At 45.8% G+C, this 17995-nt stretch carries 13 protein-coding genes and 1 pseudogene; 8 read left to right on the forward strand and 6 right to left on the reverse strand.

Going from position 1 to position 17995, the window contains the following annotated elements; translation table 11 throughout:
- Positions 1-104: 104 nt before the first annotated feature.
- The 3 genes from FB479_RS30495 to FB479_RS12545 form a co-directional block, all read right to left on the reverse strand.
- Positions 105-260 carry a hypothetical protein gene (locus tag FB479_RS30495; protein WP_185746356.1) on the reverse strand — a complete coding sequence of 52 codons (156 nt, stop codon included), beginning with the start codon at positions 258-260 and terminating at the stop codon, positions 105-107.
- 252 nt (positions 261-512) lie between these two features.
- On the reverse strand, positions 513-1742 hold the full coding sequence (locus FB479_RS12540) for an MFS transporter (protein WP_142065378.1): 1230 nt from the start codon (positions 1740-1742) through the stop codon (positions 513-515).
- Between the two features lie 214 nt (positions 1743-1956).
- Positions 1957-3411, reverse strand: coding sequence for a SulP family inorganic anion transporter (locus FB479_RS12545; RefSeq protein ID WP_255438369.1), 1455 nt, complete (start codon positions 3409-3411; stop codon positions 1957-1959).
- 726 nt (positions 3412-4137) lie between these two features.
- Between FB479_RS12545 and FB479_RS12555 the strand changes: the two genes are divergently transcribed.
- From FB479_RS12555 to FB479_RS12580, 6 genes and pseudogenes are all read left to right on the forward strand, one after another.
- Entirely contained in the window at positions 4138-5235 is a 1098-nt protein-coding gene (locus FB479_RS12555) for a C39 family peptidase (protein WP_142065380.1), read from the forward strand.
- The gene (locus FB479_RS12560; protein WP_106655032.1) at positions 5232-5621 is read left to right on the forward strand and encodes a YfjL-like protein; all 390 of its coding nucleotides are present in this window, start codon (positions 5232-5234) and stop codon (positions 5619-5621) included. Before FB479_RS12555 ends, FB479_RS12560 begins: the two co-directional genes overlap by 4 nt.
- A 234-nt stretch (positions 5622-5855) precedes the next feature.
- A pseudogene (locus tag FB479_RS12565) lies at positions 5856-6331 on the forward strand (P1 family peptidase); the annotation flags it as partial.
- Positions 6332-6529: 198 nt separating this feature from the next.
- Positions 6530-8275: an ABC transporter ATP-binding protein gene (locus tag FB479_RS12570; RefSeq protein ID WP_142065382.1), complete on the forward strand. Its 1746-nt coding sequence runs from the start codon at positions 6530-6532 to the stop codon at positions 8273-8275.
- A 24-nt stretch (positions 8276-8299) separates the two neighbouring features.
- Positions 8300-9082 (forward strand): Fe-S oxidoreductase, encoded by a 783-nt coding sequence (locus FB479_RS12575; protein ID WP_142065687.1) that lies wholly within the window; start codon positions 8300-8302, stop codon positions 9080-9082.
- Between the two features lie 122 nt (positions 9083-9204).
- Positions 9205-11163, forward strand: coding sequence for an EAL domain-containing protein (locus FB479_RS12580; protein ID WP_255438370.1), 1959 nt, complete (start codon positions 9205-9207; stop codon positions 11161-11163).
- Positions 11164-11188: 25 nt separating this feature from the next.
- Here the strand turns inward: FB479_RS12580 and FB479_RS30500 are convergent, their stop codons facing one another.
- Genes FB479_RS30500 through FB479_RS12590 form a run of 3 tightly spaced genes read right to left on the reverse strand, consistent with a single transcriptional unit; the run spans position 11189 to position 15793 of the window.
- On the reverse strand, positions 11189-11326 hold the full coding sequence (locus FB479_RS30500; RefSeq protein ID WP_185746357.1) for a hypothetical protein: 138 nt from the start codon (positions 11324-11326) through the stop codon (positions 11189-11191).
- Positions 11327-11333: 7 nt separating this feature from the next.
- Entirely contained in the window at positions 11334-14192 is a 2859-nt protein-coding gene (locus tag FB479_RS12585) for a DEAD/DEAH box helicase (RefSeq protein ID WP_142065383.1), read from the reverse strand.
- Entirely contained in the window at positions 14189-15793 is a 1605-nt protein-coding gene (locus tag FB479_RS12590; RefSeq protein ID WP_142065385.1) for an SWIM zinc finger family protein, read from the reverse strand. The genes FB479_RS12585 and FB479_RS12590 overlap by 4 nt, the downstream gene beginning before the upstream one ends.
- Before the next feature lie 238 nt (positions 15794-16031).
- On the opposite strand from FB479_RS12590, the gene FB479_RS12595 reads away from it, so the two are divergent.
- Together FB479_RS12595 and FB479_RS12600 are read left to right on the forward strand one after the other, a co-directional pair.
- Positions 16032-16886 carry a DMT family transporter gene (locus FB479_RS12595; protein WP_106655041.1) on the forward strand — a complete coding sequence of 285 codons (855 nt, stop codon included), beginning with the start codon at positions 16032-16034 and terminating at the stop codon, positions 16884-16886.
- Between the two features lie 101 nt (positions 16887-16987).
- Complete coding sequence (locus FB479_RS12600) at positions 16988-17872, forward strand: YitT family protein (RefSeq protein WP_142065387.1); 885 nt, start codon at positions 16988-16990, stop codon at positions 17870-17872.
- The last annotated feature ends 123 nt before the right edge of the window (positions 17873-17995 follow it).

Genomic DNA, 17995 nt, shown 5'->3' on the forward strand with positions numbered 1-17995 from the left:
GTAACAGCGGCGGGCTAGGACTTGAATTTTCAACCGAACCCGCTGCTGTTTTCATGAAAAAGCCAGCGTGACGGTGTAAATCGCCTTCGCTGGTACACCCCGCTTCACCTCTTTCGAATCACGGCCCCCTGCAGAACAAAGGTAATCCCTAAGATTCCTACGATGGCAAGGAGTCGAATGAAACCGTTGGAGACAAACAGATTGACACAGATCAGCCCAATAATGATTAGAATAAGCAAAATCACTGTTTTCTCCGACATGAACGTGCTCCCCCTTCCCTAAACAACATGAGTGGTCTCGTCAAATCGGACAAAGCGGGTCGTTCCATGGCGTATGTAATTTGACTTTTTGGTTGTCAGAATCTTCTGTTCACCCTCTTAGTACCTACTATTGTAGCGAATACGATCGTGGAAGAAAAGGCGGGATAACGTGAAAAAACTCCCTTCTGTCATCGCCAGGTTATCACCTGTACGCTGGAGAGGGAGTTTTCATTTGTGATCGTGCTACTCTCGTTACTTCGTCGCTAGCTGACGCTCGGTTGTCTGCTGCTTCAACGGCTGTCCGGCCAATTGTGATTGTTTGGATCGAATCAAGATGGCCGTAATCAACAGCGCGATTCCATTGATGATAAATACGAAGCGAATCGGGATGAGTCCTCCGAGAACGCCGCCAATGATCGGCCCCATCATGGTCGCGAGCTGCGTCGAGGATTGGTTCAAGCTAAATGCTCTGCCACGAAATTCTGGTTCTGTGACCTTTACAATCATGGCGTTAATCGACGGATAGACAGCGGCAAAAAACAGTCCGTACGCGAATCGCAAAATGCCAAATCCATACAGATTGGTGAAGAAAAATTGCAGTAAATTTCCGATCGCTCCACCCATTAAGCCGATGAACAAGATTTTGGAATAGCCGACCTTTGACCCGAGTTTTCCCCATTGTGGCGCAGCAATGACCGTCGCGATTCCTACTGCCGCAAAAATGATGCCGGAGCTGAGGGAAGCATCTTGCTGCGAAGCGCCCAATTGCATGACATACACGGTTAATAAAGGTTCAAGAAGCATAACGGAAATCGTGACCATCAGGCTCATACCCAGTATGGACATCAACGGGCGGTTTGCCAGCGCAGCGCGCAAATCTTCCCGTACACTCGAGCGGCTGCCGGAGCGGTTCAAGTTCGTTTCCTTCACGAAGAAAGTAGCGATCAGCGCGGCTACGAGCACGACAAATCCTGAAAAAATGAAAGCTTCCGCGTTTCCCCATACATGACTGACGACACCGCCAACCAACGGACCAATGATTCCTCCTGTTGCACCCGAAGTCGCCATTATCCCGAGTGCGTACCCGACGTTTTTTTCTGGTGTATTCGTCGCTACCAGCGCAATGGCGGCAGGTACGTAGCCGGCAAGCAAGCCCTGGAAGATCCGTAACACAAGAAACAAATAAGGGTCCGTAATCAAATAAGTCAAAAAGTACAGCAAAGCGAGGCTAAATCCAGAGCGAATCAACATAGGCTTTCGTCCATATTTGTCCGCAAGAGAACCCCAATATGGCGAGATGAGTGCACTTGCTAAAAATGTGATGCCAAACGAAATGCCGGACCAGGCTTCCAGATGCTCATTGACCCCCAGTGAAGTATGGAGGAAGATGGGCAGGAAAGGGATGGAGATGGAGTAGGCGGTGCTACAGAAAAATACCCCAATCCATAACACAATCAAATTACGTTTCCATGAAAATTCCATCTTTCTGTCACAACCTTTGCAGTTAAAAAGCAGGAATATTGTTATTGATCATTCTAGCACTGCAATTTACTGCTGACCAATTCGGAAATATGATCGGACTATTGCAAAAATGAAATAAGAGGAAACCTTGACTTCATTCGGACAAAAGAAAATCCCCTCACGACAAGAGAGGGGGCTCTTGTATCCGTTCGGGGATTTCCATGTAAACAGCAGGTTAATGTCCGGCAGGCGTGCTAATGCCCACACGATCAATCAATCGCTTGCTTTCATCATTAAGTCCAGTGATGACAACGAATTTGTCCAGCTGCCTGTATTTCTCTATGACTTTCGAGATAGCCGTTACAGCCGACAGATCCCAAACGTGGGAACGAGAAAAGTCAATGATAATCTGCTCGGGATCATCCTGGAAGGAAAACTGGTCGACGAAGTGTGTCATAGTACCAAAGAACAGCTGACCCGAGACGGCGTACACTTTTTCGCCCGTATCGCTCTCGTAGGAGGTGGCATGCAAGCGGGCCATCCTCCAGCCAAAAATGACGGCACTCAGAATCACACCAGAAATGACCCCTTTTGCCAAATCATGCGTAGCGACGACGACGATCACCGTTGTAATCATGACAATGGCATCCCCAAAAGGAATTTTCCGCAAATCCCGTATGGACTGCCAGTTAAACGTCCCGATCGATACCATGACCATGACACCGACGAGGGCAGCCATCGGGATTTGTTTGACGACGTCTCCAAGGACAAGGATCAAGAACAAGAGAAAAATCCCTGCAACCAAGGTGGACAGACGGCCACGCCCACCTGATTTTACATTGATAACGGACTGTCCGATCATGGCACAACCAGCCATTCCGCCAAAGAATCCGGTGATGATATTGGCGATCCCTTGGCCTTTTACTTCCGTGTTTTTGTTACTTCGTGTATCTGTCATCTCATCAAGAATGGCAGCAGTCATCAATGATTCCAGAATCCCGACCAATGCAAGTGGAAAGGAGTAAGGCAGTATGATCATGAGTGTTTCCCAGTTCAACGGGACACTAGGAATGTGGAACATTGGCAATTGACGTGTGATTTCTCCCATGTCTCCAACGGTCCGCAAATCAAGACCTGCCAAAATGGAAATGACAGTCATGACGATGATGGCTACGAGAGCAGAAGGGACTGCTTTGGTGAGACGCGGCAACAAATAAATGATGGCGAGCGTTCCAGCCAGCATGACGTACATAACCCAGGATGCCCCAATGAAATGGGGAAGCTGAGCCATAAAGATGAGAATAGCCAACGCATTGACGAAGCCAAGCACGACGGTATGCGGGACAAAGGTCATCAGCCTGCCGATTTTACAGGCCCCCAGTACTATTTGCAAAATACCGGTCAGAACAGTCGCCGCGAATAAATACTCGATACCATGCTCCTTGACCAGGGTAATCATTAATAACGCCATAGCTCCCGTAGCTGCGGAAATCATACCCGGTCTTCCTCCGACAAACGCAATGGTGACTGCTATGCAAAAGGAAGCGTACAAGCCAACCATTGGATCGACACCGGCAATAATAGAAAAAGCGATGGCTTCCGGAATCAGGGCTAGAGCAACCGTAATCCCTGCCAACATGTCAGCACGTACGTTAGAAAACCATTCCATTTTTAGTTGTTGAAGGTTCAAAGATGTTCCTCATTTCTGTTTTCAGTATAGTGACTTTCCCCTTTCAGAAAAGTCGGGGCCGTTTTTCACAGTTTTTCATTATAGTAAAAATGAGTCCTCTTCGCCATCTTTTTTTTTAGGAAACGGTAAAATGCAAAAATATAGACTTTCCGACCAAAAGTGCAGAGGGGAATTGAGCGGGTCAGTGAAACAAGTTATGAGGATAATAAGTCTGTAATTTTTTATGGAAGGGTGGATACGACGAAGAAATGCTCGTGAAACCGTCCGTAACCAGACGAAAATTCCTCCAAAAAACAGCATTGCTAGAATTGGCTGCAGCCGTACCTGCTTCTCTCCTGACGCCTGGAACTGCTATTGGAATGGAGACAACTGGAGAAGAAGGAAGCTCGTCAAAGAACGGCTCTCCCCGAAATACAATACTATTACAGAGGTTCAGAGAACAAGGGATTAATTAGGGCAATTTTCATGCTCAGTAGGATATTCAGTATAAGGAGGAATTCCTTCTTTGTATTCGAGTAAATTAGCCAAAAATAATTAATGTGATCAGTATAGTAAAACGTTAATAGGGTATAGACGTTTAAAATGCATAAAATGAATTCAGGATTTTATTGTAAATACAAACAATGTATCTCCCGACACTTTTCTATAATATACAACAGCGTACTAGCAAATATTGACGAATATTCTGAATATTATATAATATAGTAAAAAAAGGGAGTGCTGGTAATGGTTAAAAGATTTTCTTGGTTGCTTTTTGTAGTTTCTCTACTATTTTTTTCATCTGGGGCAAATGCTAATGAAGATGATACATACGTTTCAGAAAAAGTTGCAGATGAGATAGTCAAAGATTACATCAAGAAATTCAAATTTGATGTTAGTCTTGAGGACAAGCAAGATGTTGTTGAACTTTATGACACCAACGATGAGCATATCGGATATTATTATGAATTAGAAAATGCAGAAAGTTATTTCTTTATTGTTTCAGCAAACACTGATTACTCTCCAGTGTTTGCTGCTGGAAAAGGAAAGATTAAACTGCAAGAATTAGAAGATGATGAAAAGTATTACTTTTTGGGAAACACTTCAATCCTAAAATCTAATGATGGCAGTAGGTTGGTTAAAAAAATCAACAAAGGACTACAGAAGAAGGAAAAAGACATTGAATTTACGATCCAGAAGAACAGAGAGGCAAAGTCTATTTGGGAAAGTTACACGACAGAAGAAGCTAGTGATGTAAGCACCTTAAGAGTAGACGAAGAATATCTTAACGTAACAAGGTTCACTCAATGGGAAGATGGAGTAAATAACCCAGCAAGCTCATGTGGGCCTGCAACAATTGCTGCAATAGCTGAGTACTGGCGTAGCAAAAAAGGATTTGACACAATAGATGGTTTAGACTATTTCACCAGAACTGAGATGATAAATGCTATTTACAAGTATCATGGCGGAAAGTCATATGGCATGTCAGTTTCAAATGTGCGTAGTGGGTTAAAAAGTTACATAAACCGAGGTCACACTCATACTGTGTCAACAGACTCGTTTAATAGTTTTTCTACTTACAAGTATGAAATTGGTAGAAGTCGCCCACTTGCAGTAAAATTTGATCAGTACTTCACATTTTTCGAACCAGATGCTGAGTACGCCTACGACTACCATTGGACTGTTGGTGTTGGGTATCTAGAAGATGGAACCGATAAATATCTCTATATTCAAGACAATGGAATTGGATATACGGATGGGACTTGGGATTGGTCGAAAGAATTGTACATTGACTACACAACAAACAAGCCAATTATTACTATGGTATCTTTAGAAGTTTCATGAGTCATTTAAATAAGGAGCAGGCGTTTCTGCTCCTTATCATTCCATATAGATGGAGGGTAGTTACCATTAAAAAAAAGATGATTTGGGGTGTAGTTAGTGTACTAAGTATTATTTTAGTTTGGAACCTTTACACTATATTTTATGGAACATCTGGAGACAAGGCATTGGCTATTAACTATGCAACAGAGTATGTAAGTGAGAAGTATAATTTACCAATTGAGAGCTTAAGGACAGATGAGCCTACTTACAATTTCTCACATGGGACATATATGACAAAAGTGAGAAACACAAAAGCCCAAGAATCATATCTAATCAATGTTAAAATAACTTCCAATGGTGACATGCAGAGAATTGAAGAATATTCAAAGAATCCGGTTAGGGAGTGATGCAAAAAAATAAATAAAAAAATATCATAAAACCATTTGAAACAAAGCGATCTGTTGTAATCTATGAATACATCTTTCGAAAGTACTGAGAACAATGTAACCAAAATGTACATGCGTTAATGAGCACAAGATGTACCTAGTATAAGCAACTGTAAAGAATGGGTTCAAAATTTGATGAATTGTGTAAAAGATGTTGATCTATTTACAGCACACAATCTCAGCATCAAAGATTTAGGGGGGCTTGGAACAGCCTCTCGCCGTCTGCCAAATGGTCTCGTCGTAGGTGCAATCGTAGCGGTGAATGCCGTCGGAGAAGTGCGGTTACCCTCCACCGGAGAAATTTTGGCAGGAGCAAGGGGAGAGGATGGCATATCCGCGATAGCCTGTCCTGGATGATTGATGCGGCAACTCCCCCGGTTCCGGCAGGGACGAACACTACCATCGCAGTGGTTGCGAGCAACGCCAATTTGAATAAAGTACAAGCGAATAAAGTCGCGCAAATGGCGCATAATGGACTCGCCAAAACCATTCATCCGGTTCATACGATGAGTGATGGAGATACGATTTTTGCCATCGCCACAGGGGGCGTGGATGCTTCGGTCAATCTCGTCGGGACGCTGAGTGTAGAAGTGCTGGCGGAAGCGGTCGTCAATGCGATCCTCTCTGCCAAAGGAGCGGGTGGGGTACCTGCTTATCAAGATGTACGCTGAGTGAAATTCCGATTTGAGCCTCCCATTCCTTGATGGATCAAGAGGTTCGAATCGTTTTTTTTATGCCAATGTGCTCCGCGAAGAAAAAAATTCCAATAAAACATCGATATCAAAGTCAAATCCATATATAATGAAAATGATTTTCAAAATCAAAGAGTTGATTTATGTTGTTCTTGAGAGAGAGGAGTTGCTGCTTCCATGCTTCGCAGATTTTTTTCTTACTATCGGCCTTATCGTGGATTATTTATCCTCGACTTCACGTGTGCAGTATTCGTTGCCTTGTTGGAGTTGGGATTTCCGCTTGCAGTGAACATGGTTGTCGATCAATTACTTCCAAGCAAGGATTGGAACATGATCGTGTGGGCGTGCATTGGACTTTTGGCTCTGTATGGTCTTAACGCCGGAATGAACTATGTCGTCACGTACTGGGGACATATGCTCGGGATTAATATCGAGACGGATATGCGCAAGAAGCTGTACGACCATATTCAAAAGCTCTCTTTCCGCTTTTTCGATAATACCAAGACGGGGCATCTGCTATCTCGCCTAACGAATGACTTGATGGAGATCGGGGAGGTCGCTCACCACGGTCCGGAAGATTTGTTTATCGCGGTGATGACGCTGATCGGTGCGTTTCTTTTGATGTTCAATATTAATGAAGAAATGGCGCTGCTTACGTTTTTGGTGATTCCGCTCTTGATATTCTTTGTTGTTTACTTCAACCGTAAAATGACGGGAGCGTTCCACCGTCTGTACGGCGACATGGCCGATTTCAACGCACGTGTTGAGGACAACGTAGGTGGAATGCGTGTCGTACAAGCTTTTGCCAACGAGCAATTTGAAAACAAAAGATTCGCAGAGAACAACCAGCGTTTCCGGATCACGAAGCTATTGTCCTACAAAATCATGGCTCAAAATATTTCCGTCAGTTACGTGCTGATGCGTTTAGTCAATTTGTTTGTCCTGATTTGCGGCAGCTGGTTTGTTATTCAAGGTGCATTGACCTACGGTGAATTTGTCGCTTTCTTGCTGTTAACGAATGTATTTTTCCGTCCGTTGGAGAAAATTAATGCGATTATTGAGAGCTATCCAAAAGGGATCGCCGGCTTCAAGCGCTACATCGAAATCATGGACACAGCACCGGATATTGCGGATGCTCCAGATGCGATCCAGGTAGAGTCGTTGAAGGGCGATATCTCGTACAAGAATGTTTCGTTTAGCTACGACCAAGAGTCTTCTGTTTTGCAAAACATTGATTTGAACATCCGGGCGGGCGAGACCATTGCGTTTGTAGGCCCATCTGGAGCAGGAAAAACCACATTGTGCAGTCTCTTGCCGAGATTTTATGAAATCGACGGGGGCAGCATCTCCATTGATGGAATGGATATCCGCCAAATCACGCTATCGTCATTGCGCAGCCAAATCGGGATCGTTCAGCAAGATGTGTTCCTCTTTTCAGGGACGATTCGCGAAAACATCGCGTATGGAAAACTCAACGCTTCAGAGGAAGAGATCTGGGAGGCAGCGCGTCTGGCTAAACTAGAAGAGTTTATCCGTTCTCAGCCTGCTGGTCTGGAGACGATCATCGGTGAACGCGGAGTCAAATTGTCCGGTGGTCAAAAACAAAGACTGGCGATTGCGCGCATGTTCTTGAAAAACCCGCCGATCCTGATTTTGGATGAAGCTACCTCTGCACTCGATACCGAAACGGAGGCGGCGATCCAGCAGTCCTTGCAGGAATTGTCCAAAGGTCGTACGACATTGGTGATCGCCCACAGATTGGCTACTATTAAAAATGCAGATCGAATCATCGTTGTGACGGAACAAGGCATCACGGAGCAGGGAAGTCATGATCAGCTCTTGGCTCGTGAAGGCATCTATAGCAGACTGTATCAAGCACAGTTCGGCACGTACCTCGACCAGTCGAACAGCGTTTTTTCTTGATAAGGAATAGAGAGGGAGATCGTGATGCAAGAATGGAATGACGATTTTATCGCACAACGGTTTGATATTTCTTCAAAACCTAGACCCAATGCCTTATTTTCCATGAAGGCAAGAGATTTGGTAGACTCGACACATATGAATGAGCTCGTACAAATCTATGCTCCGCTAATCAAGGCACATGAGCTGACTGCTGCTGGTACTTACATCAGCAGTTGGCTCACGAGCCCTTCTCTCGGTCTTCAGTACATGATCTCTGTCTGGAACCGAGCACTTACCATGACGCTGGATAATATGACGATTGGACTGTTTTACGAGGATGATTATCCGCAATTCGTCTTTGTGATCCCGGCGTATGAGATCGTAGAAGCACCTACCAGCGAAGCAGAGCGTGCAATCTGGCTGAAGGAATGCTATCGTGCGTATTTTCAAGACTTCCTGCACCCGTTGCTCACGACTCTTGCAAAGGTAACGGGAAATCCAGAAGCGATGCTCTGGGGACAGTTCCCGACCAAGTTCAATTACCATACGGATGCTTTTGTGGCGTTGGTAGAACAGGATCGTATCAAGCAACAAGTGAAGGCTGATTACGATGTTCTCTGTAATCAGCTGGAAGGCGAGAGCTTTGGATTGCAAAAAAATCCATTTCGCGTGAATGTGCGCTGGATCGAGGATATGCGTGATCCCCAAGCGAAAGTGCGCATTAAGAATCAATGCTGTTTGTACTATAAGACGGGGGAGCAAAAGTATTGCTATACCTGTCCGCGGATAAAAGAAGAAGAGCGCGCTCTGATGAGAATTCGCGCGTAGCTGACCCTCCCTTTGTGGAGGGTTTTTTCTATCACCGTAGACGTATGGACATGTGCTAGCTTCTTCCTTTAAAGTAGAGTCAGGGGTAAAGTTGGAAAAATCAGAATGATTTCCAGGAAGGCGTGGTTCGTATACAGACAATGAACCAAAAGGAACTGGATCGCTACGTTCGAGATTTTCATCATGCGGTTGTCAATCAGCAGCTTAGCCTTTATTATCAACCTCTCTACGACTTGAGGACAGGCAAAATAATCGGAGCAGAAGCTCTGGTAAGATGGAACCATCATCAAAGAGGGCTACTGACCCCGGATTGGGTATTTTGGTTAGCAGAAAAGAGTGGGTTGATTCTTTTGGTAGAAGAATGGGTGATCAGAACGGCTTGCAAGCAGAACAAAGCTTGGCAGGATGCTGGACTGCCACCTCTTGTGACATGCGTGAATCTGTCATCTTATACCTTGGAATCGGACCAGTTGGGTAGCAGGATTCAAGCGATCTTAGATGAAACAAATCTGCAGCCTCACTACTTGGAGCTGGAATTTACCGAGGATTCTACCAGAGATGGGGAGCGTACCATCGAGATTTTAGCAGAATTAAAAAGAATCGGGGTAAAAATCAGCCTGGATGATTTTGGGAAGGGCTATAGCTGCATTCAACATCTATCCCGTTTCGCCATGAACAAGCTAAAAATCGATCAAACCTGTGTAAGGGAATGCATGAGCGATGTCACACAGGCGACCGTTATCAAAACCGTTATGGCGATGGCACGAAGTCTGGGCGTGCAAGTAACGGCAGAAGGTGTAGAGACGCAAGAGCAACTGGAGTTTCTTTGGCAGCTTGGTTGTGATTCGGCTCAAGGATTTTGGTTTAGTGAGCCCATGCCTGCTGAAGACTTGGCTCGTGTGTTGAAGCGTGAGGATAGGTTTAGGAACAGTGCATTTCTACTACTCAATGACGGACAGCACCGAGCTTTTGATACATACGAAGTGGAACATAGCGAGCGAGGAGACGTTCTTCGCAAGCAGCAACATGTGAATGAATCGACATATCGAATGATCGCAGAAAACTTGTCTGATATTATCGTGATCATCAATAGTCAGGGGATCATTACGTATATTTCTCCATCCGTTCAATCCGTTCTGGAAATTGCTCCTGATGAAGTAGTGAATCGCCACCTGTTAGCTGTACTGCCACTGGAAACGGGCAGGCTTGTTATGCAAACGATTCGTCAAATCACGGTGGAGAAGCAGCCTCGTCTCATTACATTTACGTGCCCGGACCGGAATGGCAAAAAGATCACGCTGGAGGCAAAAGGCACCCCGGTGATTCATGAAGAACATGAGACGAACCAATTCATATTTATCATTCGAAATCACACGAAGCATGTGCAAACAGAAGAGTTTTTACAAAAGATGGACAAGCTATCCGTCATTGGGCAAATGGCTGCCGGGGTTGCGCACGAAATACGAAACCCGGTAACTTCCATCAAAGGCTTCGTACAATTGCTCCGTCGAGACCAATGGAAGAGGGAATATTTTGATATTATGCAGGCTGAATTTCACCAATTAGAGAGTGTCCTGCGAGAATACGTCTTTTTATCAAGAGAGTGCACAGAACCGTACGAACCAAAAAATCTAGCGGATTTGCTGCGACAGGTTACACGATTGGTGCAAATAAAGCTAGAACGTCACCATCTAGTGCTGGATGTCAAGGAAGTGGAGGGGAGCATGATATGGTGCGATCAGAATCAAATTCAGCAGCTTTTTATGAATCTCCTGTCAAACTCCGTTGAATCGATGCATGATGGTGGGACGATTCAGATCATGGCAATGCGTAAAGAAAGCGAGCATGTGATGATTAGAATTGTTGATCAAGGTTGCGGTATGGCGGAAGAACGTCTGAAACGATTAGGGGAGCCTTTTTATAGCACGAAAGAGAAGGGGACCGGGCTAGGACTTATGATTTGTTATAAAATCATTCAGGCACACGACGGGTATATCCATTTTTCGAGTACCCCGAATAAAGGGACGACAGTGGAGGTTTCCTTTCCACTAGGAAAATCAAACCCAAGGCTCGATCCATAACGTGATCAGGCCTTGGGTTTTTTACTTACTTTTTCTTTGTTTGGTTATCGGAAAAATGTTCTTGAACAGCTTCCAAAAAACGCAGCCATGCCTCGGGCAGCTTGGGCTCTTCTGTAGGACGGCGCATAGTGGAGTTGCTGTCGTTTGGTTTCACTGGCTCCATTCTCCATCTATCCTTTCGTGTCTAGCCAATCATGGCGAAGGGTGAACAAGTCCCGCAGCTCTTCCGTTGATAGCTCTGTGATCCAGCTTTCGCCTGTCCCGACAATTTGCTGGCTCAACGATAGCTTTCTCTCCATCATCTCATCAATGCGTTCCTCAATCGTCCCGAGCGAGATGAATTTGTAGACGTGAACATTGCGCTGCTGCCCTATGCGATGAGCTCGGTCAGTGGCCTGATTTTCTACCGCAGGATTCCACCAGCGATCTACGTGAATGACGTGGTTGGCTTCCGTTAAGTTCAAGCCGGTTCCACCCGCGCGCAAGGAAAGAATGAAGATGGCCCCGCGTTCATGGTCCGGAAGTGTCGGATCTTGAAAACGAGCGATCATCTCATCGCGTTTTTCTTTCTTCGTGGCCCCATTTAGGAAGTAGACAGGTCCATAGCCTTCTCGTGTCAGCACCCGTTGGAGCAAATTGCCCATTTCAATGTATTGGGTAAAAATCAGGCAACGCTCTTTCTTTTGGCGAATATCCTCCACCAATTCCAGCAGCCTTTCCAATTTGTGTGAGCGACTGGCTTCATCTGTTGTTGAGATTTCATTCAAAATCAGGGCGGGATGGTCACACAATTGTTTGAGACGTGTCAGTGTCGTCAGAATCAGACCGCGCCGCTCCATAGGGGAGGCTTTTTCCATACGATCAAACATATCTTGAATCGCTGTCTCATAAAGTGCGCCTTGCTCGGTAGTCAGCGGTACATATTCCTTGCTCTCATTCTTGTCTGGCAAGTCGAGCTGAATGTTCGGATCGGTTTTCACACGCCGGAGCAGGAAAGGCTGAATGAGTCGTTGCACTTGATTGATGAGCTGCTGGTCTTGGTCGCGTTCGATAGGGTGGACAAAGCGCTGGGTAAATTCCCCGAGACTTCCCAAGTAGCCAGGGTTCAAGAAGTCAAAAATGGACCAGAGCTCACTCAGACGATTTTCGATCGGAGTGCCTGTGAGAGCGATCCGGTGCCATGCTTTCAAATCGCGCACAGCGGACGCTTGCTTTGTATAGGCGTTTTTAATATTTTGCGCCTCGTCGAGACATATCGTATCCCATGTAACCATTCCTAGCTCCTGCTCATCTAAATGGGACAGGGCGTAGGAGGTAATGACCAGATCCGCTCCCTTGATCGCTGGCAAAAACGCCTCCTTTTTTTGACGATCATTGCCATAGTGAATCATCACGTGAAGAGAGGGGGCAAAGCGCTTCAGCTCTTTTTGCCAGTTGCCTATGACGGAGGTCGGGCAGATTAGAAGAGATGGAGTACTGGCTGGGCCATGTTGTTTGACATGAAGCAAATAGGTAATAAATTGAACCGTTTTTCCCAATCCCATGTCATCAGCCAGACAAGCTCCCAGCCCAAAACGGCGTAAAAAGAACAGCCACGAACTGCCTTCCAGCTGATAATTTCGCAACGTCCCGTGAAAAGTAGATGGCTGCTCCATGATCGGGATGCGCTTTGTTTCCTGCAATTGATTCAACAGCTCTCGCAAATGCTGGTTTAGCTGAACTTCAACCGTTAGGGAAGTGTCGAATTCGAACTCATCATCGGGTAGCTCCTCAACCTCCACTGTAGGGGCAAGGTGCATTCGCATGACATCACGTAGGGACATGCCGTTTTTCGTTTGGTTTTTCTTGAGCGCTTCCTGTAGCTGCAAGAAAAGATCGGGAGTCAATTGTACCCAATGCCCGCGAATTTTCAGCAGGCGCTGTTTTTGTTTAATGAGTTCCTCAAATTCCTCTTCGCTGAGCTCCACAGGTCCCAAGGCGAGCTTCCATTCAAAATCCATGAGCTGGGAGACACCCAGGAAGGATTGTCTGCTAGCCCCGACAGAGGTTGTAATCTTGGCTTTTAGCTTTGGTTTTACCCGCCGTACTTGTTCCCACCATGCTGGCAGAAAGACGTGAATACCGGCTTGCACCAACTGCAAACTACTCGACGTCAAAAAGATCCATGCTTGCTCGTTCGTCAGTCGGGTGAGAAAACGGCTTTGATTCTCCTGGTTGTCTTTTTGCCAGGGGAGAATCTCTTTGCATTTGGCCAGGTCCGTAAGAAAACGACTCCAGTGTTCACGCCAGTCAGCAGGGATGCGTGCGGTGACTACTCCCTCAGCCGTCAACTGGTGTGGCTCAATGAGAAATAACTGATCTGGCTCTTCACGATTCTGCAAATACACGTGGAGTTGCCAGTCATTGGGGTGCTCCTCGGCCTCGACGATTTGCAAGCATGTGCGAAACGGTGTCGTATCTGGCAGCCAGCCTATCGATTGCAACCATTCCTGTTCCTGAAGGTGTGGAGAAAGCTCGGCGCCCATGACGTACAGGGCCGGGTATTGCGTCAATAGCTGCTCCCACTTTCGTCCAATCTCGCCATTGCCGTGCAAGGATTCCTCCAGGACGAGCGAAAGCCACCTGTGACCATACTCCGGAAAATCGCAGGGAGTATGCAGGGCTCTCCAGCCGATTTGGCCTTTTTTCCAGGAAGAAAAATCAGGGGCAATAGAGCCTTCTGCGAGCCTGTCACGGATCATTACCGCTACATGCGTAAATTGTTCAAATGGCGTGCTGGATGAATAGGTCCGATGCAAAAGCCACTGGGGGGAGACGAAAAAGGAGAGGGCCTTGGCAGGACTGAGCAGTACGCCATGCTCGCTTTTGTCCAGGAAGGTTCCGTAATAGGAGGACTCATCCCACGCAAACAGTGTTCCTGCCAATTCTTCTGGATCGACCACTGCTCCTTGCGTGTCTTTGCCAGTAATCAAGAATTGTCCGTCTGCCAAAAGCTCTCCGTCTAGAACCAATGTAGTGACGGTATTCATAAGTTGAAATTTCCTCTCCTTAGCTCTTCTTGAAAAGCACGTAACCGATTATGTTTGGCAGATAATTGTTCCACGTATCGTTCCCAGCGCGCATCTTGGTTTGCTCTGTTGTAAATCGTTCTTACCTTTTTTATGAGCTTGATCGCTTCTTTGTAGGCCGTTCGATTACGTTCCGCAATCAGTCTGTTCACCTCACGCAAATAAAAAGGGAAGAGGAGAGTCGGCTCAGCTTCCTCGATTTCTTTCACCTGCACGATCGAAATATCTGCCATAGGCACTTGAAACGACATTTGCAAATCAATCCATTGCTGAAACTGGCGTCCTTCATATAAATAGGCGGCATATTCGTGATAACTACTCGGTAAGAACTGCTTCAGCTTGGCGCCGCACTCGGCTGATCGTCCCACTTGCTCCATCGCTTCCTGCCAAATGGCGATAACGAGTCGGTATTGCTGTGTCTCGGCTTGACCGATTAAGGACGTCAACGAAGCAGTCCAATCGAGAAATCGCTGCCATTCTCCATTGCGAGCGAAAGCTTTCATATAGGACAAGTAGAAGGATAGGTTCAAACGGCTCATTCTTTTCCAGATTTGTAGAGCAGCTTCGTCTTCCTTTTCCATCACATGAAAGTGGGCACGGAGCAGCAGCCCTTTTTCCTTTTCGGCGGCAGAACTGTTTTCATCGTTGATAAGCTGATCCAGCACATGGATCTCCTCTTGCATCCACTCTGGTTGCTTCAATAGCATCCACCATAACATTTGATAGGCGAAAATCCAGTAGAGGGAAGTGGCTTCGTTTTCTTTTAATTCCTTTGTCAGTTGAAGTGTATCTACGATGGCATCCTGGTGGTCAGACAGAAGAGCAGGGATGTCTGCGAAGTACAACGTCCCTTCTAATTGATCCAATAGCCGCTCGGCTGTCTGAACCAAATCTAGGAACCAGTAGGATTGGCGGTACGTTTTGACGTATTGTGTAAGCTTCATGAGATGAAACAGATTGGCATGGATGACAAAGAGTTGTGCCCGATCCTTTGGCCACGAGGCAGCAACACTCAGTACATTTTGATAGCTCGATAATAACTCAGAGGAAGCTCGATACGATTCCATGGCCGCAAACAGGTTGCGTGTCCAGCTCTCAAAAAATGCCCACCATTCTTTGACGGAGCTGTTCGCGGTAAGCGGAGAGGAAACAGACGCTGTATCCTGCTGAGCAGGAGCGGTATGGCTGTATTTGTAAGCAGGAATCAGCAGATGAGGAGAAAAAGTAGCTCGTCTTGGTTGTTGGGAGCGGGTCAAAAATGTCCGAGGATTCTCGAACACACTATACATCTGAAAAAAAGTAGCAGCAATATGCTTGCAAATGCGCGAATAAGGGCAGGTACAAGTACTGTTTTGAACCGTTTCCATATCGAGGCGAACATGATACACCTCGGACCCTTGAACATCACTCGTCAAATATTGGCCTTGTTCTACGCGTGTATTGAAGACGACGCCATCAGAAAAGTACGTATAGCCCCGTTCAATGATGTGTCCTTCGACGGCAATTAGGATTTGCTCGCCTACCTGTATCGCTTGTTCCCGAGTCAACTCTCTTTGCAACATGTAGTCAGATCCTCCGAACGAAGTGTCATCCCTCCATTATAACTCAAAATGCGGAGAATGGAAAAAGATGCGTGTGTTCGCAACATCAATAAAATGGTTTGGGCCATAAGCAGAAACAATGTTTAATTTTTGCGGGGACTGGGTGTATACTGTACACGTCGAATGAAAAACAACTAAACGCAATGTGTTTTTGTTGTCTTTGGTTGTATTTGTACAACATGAGAGAGAAGGGGCACACATGCTATCGATTTCGATTCTGCTCGTACTATCGTCAGGCCTTGCGCACGCAGTTTGGAACCTGTTCACGAAAAAAAGTGAAAACAAAATGGCGTTTCTATGGTTGATCACATTGCCAACAACCATAATCCTCTTGCCTGTTCTTATTTGGGAATTGATGCACGTACAACTGACATGGTCTTTGGTTCTTTTTCTGTTTATGTCCTTTTTCTTTCAAGGATGCTATACCTTGTTGATTTCAAAGGCGTATACATACGGGGATATCTCACAGGTATACCCCATCATGAGGGGGACAGGGACGCTTCTCATTCCGTTTTTTAGCGCGATTTTCTTTCAAGAGTATTTATCTGTACCGGGATGGCTGGGGGTCATTTGCATCGTGATTGGAGTCTTCGCTATAAGTGGGATGATTGGCACAGATCGTCAGGCTCAACCTGTGAATCCGCTCGCCCTGCGATACGCATTTGCTGTTGGACTATGCATTACAGGGTACACGTTAACCGACAAACAAATCGTACAACAATTATCTCCATTCGCTTTATTGGAAATCACGAACTTTGCCTGTCTGATTGTCGCCGGGGGCTTCGTTTGGAACAAGGGACTCATCCGCCGTGAGTGGCAAAAAAACTGGCGAACGATTGTACTCGGTGCGGTTCTTTCACCAGGTTCGTATTTGTTGTTTTTGTTTGCCATGACATTGGCACCACTGGCAGCCATTGCACCCATTCGTGAGGTAAGTACGGTCTTTGGTACGCTGCTCGGGGTCTTCTTGTTAAAGGAACGACAACGTTTATGGCGCTTGTCCATGTCTTTGATGATCACGATTGGCATTATTTCCATTGCGGTTTGGGGCTAATGTATGATGAAGAGTCGGCTGGGAGAAATCCTGGCTGGCTATTTTTTTTGCTACCAGGGAAAGATGAAGTGGTAAGAAAAAAACGGCTAAGGATGATCAAAATGGATGCAAAAGCAGTTGCACCGATCACTCATAAGCGGGCGAAAAAAAGCAGGATCGCACTGAGAGCTCTGGGAATTATCATTGGAGCTTTGTTGGTGGCAGTCGGACTGGAAATATTTCTAGTTCCAAACAACATCATCGACGGTGGTATAACCGGCGTTTCCATTATGGTCTCAAAGCTGACGGGAAGCCCACTCGGATTATTTTTATTCCTACTGAACCTGCCCTTTTTACTTATAGGCTACAAGCAAATTGGCAAGACATTTGCCATCTCTACGCTGTTTGGTGTCGTCGTGATGTCGTTGGGGACGAACTACCTCCATCATGTCCCTAGCTTGACGGACGATTTGCTCCTCTCCGCTGTTTTTGGGGGGATCATCATCGGAATCGGTGTGGGACTTGTCATTCGCGCGGGAGGCTCCTTGGATGGAACGGAAATTGTTGCGATCCTGATGACGAGGAAAAGTCCGTTTTCGGTCGGCGAAATGGTCATGTTTTTTAATATATTTATTTTAGGCAGTGCGGGCTTCATTTTTGGGTGGGACCGGGCCATGTACTCGTTAATTGCTTACTACATCGCTTATAAAATGATCGATATTACCATGGTCGGACTTGAGCAATCAAGATCAGTATGGATTATCAGTGATTATCCAGCCGAAATTGGCGATGCGTTAACGGCGAGATTGGGGCGGGGAATTACCTATTTGAATGGAGAAGGTGGCTACTCCGGAGACGTCAAAAAAGTCATCTTCTGTGTGATCACCCGTTTGGAAGAAGCAAAGCTGAAATCCATCGTGGAGGAAATCGATTCCTCAGCATTTTTGGCAATCGGCCATATTCACGATGTTTCTGGTGGACGATTTAAGAAAAAGAATATTCACTAAAACCTTACATACAAATTACCCCTGAGTCAGTAGGTAGAACGACCTGATTACTAAGGGGTAAAAATGTATTGACGGAAATAACTGAATTCATTTAATATTGTGTCATGCCAAAATACAAAATAA

The organism is Brevibacillus sp. AG162, assembly GCF_006715575.1.
GTDB classification, from domain to species: Bacteria; Bacillota; Bacilli; order Brevibacillales; family Brevibacillaceae; genus Brevibacillus; species Brevibacillus brevis.

Bases quoted from the DNA above. Each gene is read 5' to 3' on its own strand.
- FB479_RS12590 (WP_142065385.1), bottom strand. From the start codon at position 15,793: ATGTTGCAAAGAGAGTTGACTCGGGAACAAGCGATACAGGTAGGCGAG.
- FB479_RS12555 (WP_142065380.1), top strand. From the start codon at position 4,138: ATGGTTAAAAGATTTTCTTGGTTGCTTTTTGTAGTTTCTCTACTATTT.
- FB479_RS12560 (WP_106655032.1), top strand. From the start codon at position 5,232: ATGAGTCATTTAAATAAGGAGCAGGCGTTTCTGCTCCTTATCATTCCA.
- FB479_RS30495 (WP_185746356.1), bottom strand. From the start codon at position 260: ATGTCGGAGAAAACAGTGATTTTGCTTATTCTAATCATTATTGGGCTG.
- FB479_RS12575 (WP_142065687.1), top strand. From the start codon at position 8,300: ATGCAAGAATGGAATGACGATTTTATCGCACAACGGTTTGATATTTCT.
- FB479_RS12570 (WP_142065382.1), top strand. From the start codon at position 6,530: ATGCTTCGCAGATTTTTTTCTTACTATCGGCCTTATCGTGGATTATTT.
- FB479_RS12600 (WP_142065387.1), top strand. From the start codon at position 16,988: ATGGATGCAAAAGCAGTTGCACCGATCACTCATAAGCGGGCGAAAAAA.
- FB479_RS12595 (WP_106655041.1), top strand. From the start codon at position 16,032: ATGCTATCGATTTCGATTCTGCTCGTACTATCGTCAGGCCTTGCGCAC.
- FB479_RS12540 (WP_142065378.1), bottom strand. From the start codon at position 1,742: ATGGAATTTTCATGGAAACGTAATTTGATTGTGTTATGGATTGGGGTA.
- FB479_RS12585 (WP_142065383.1), bottom strand. From the start codon at position 14,192: ATGAATACCGTCACTACATTGGTTCTAGACGGAGAGCTTTTGGCAGAC.
- FB479_RS30500 (WP_185746357.1), bottom strand. From the start codon at position 11,326: ATGGAGCCAGTGAAACCAAACGACAGCAACTCCACTATGCGCCGTCCT.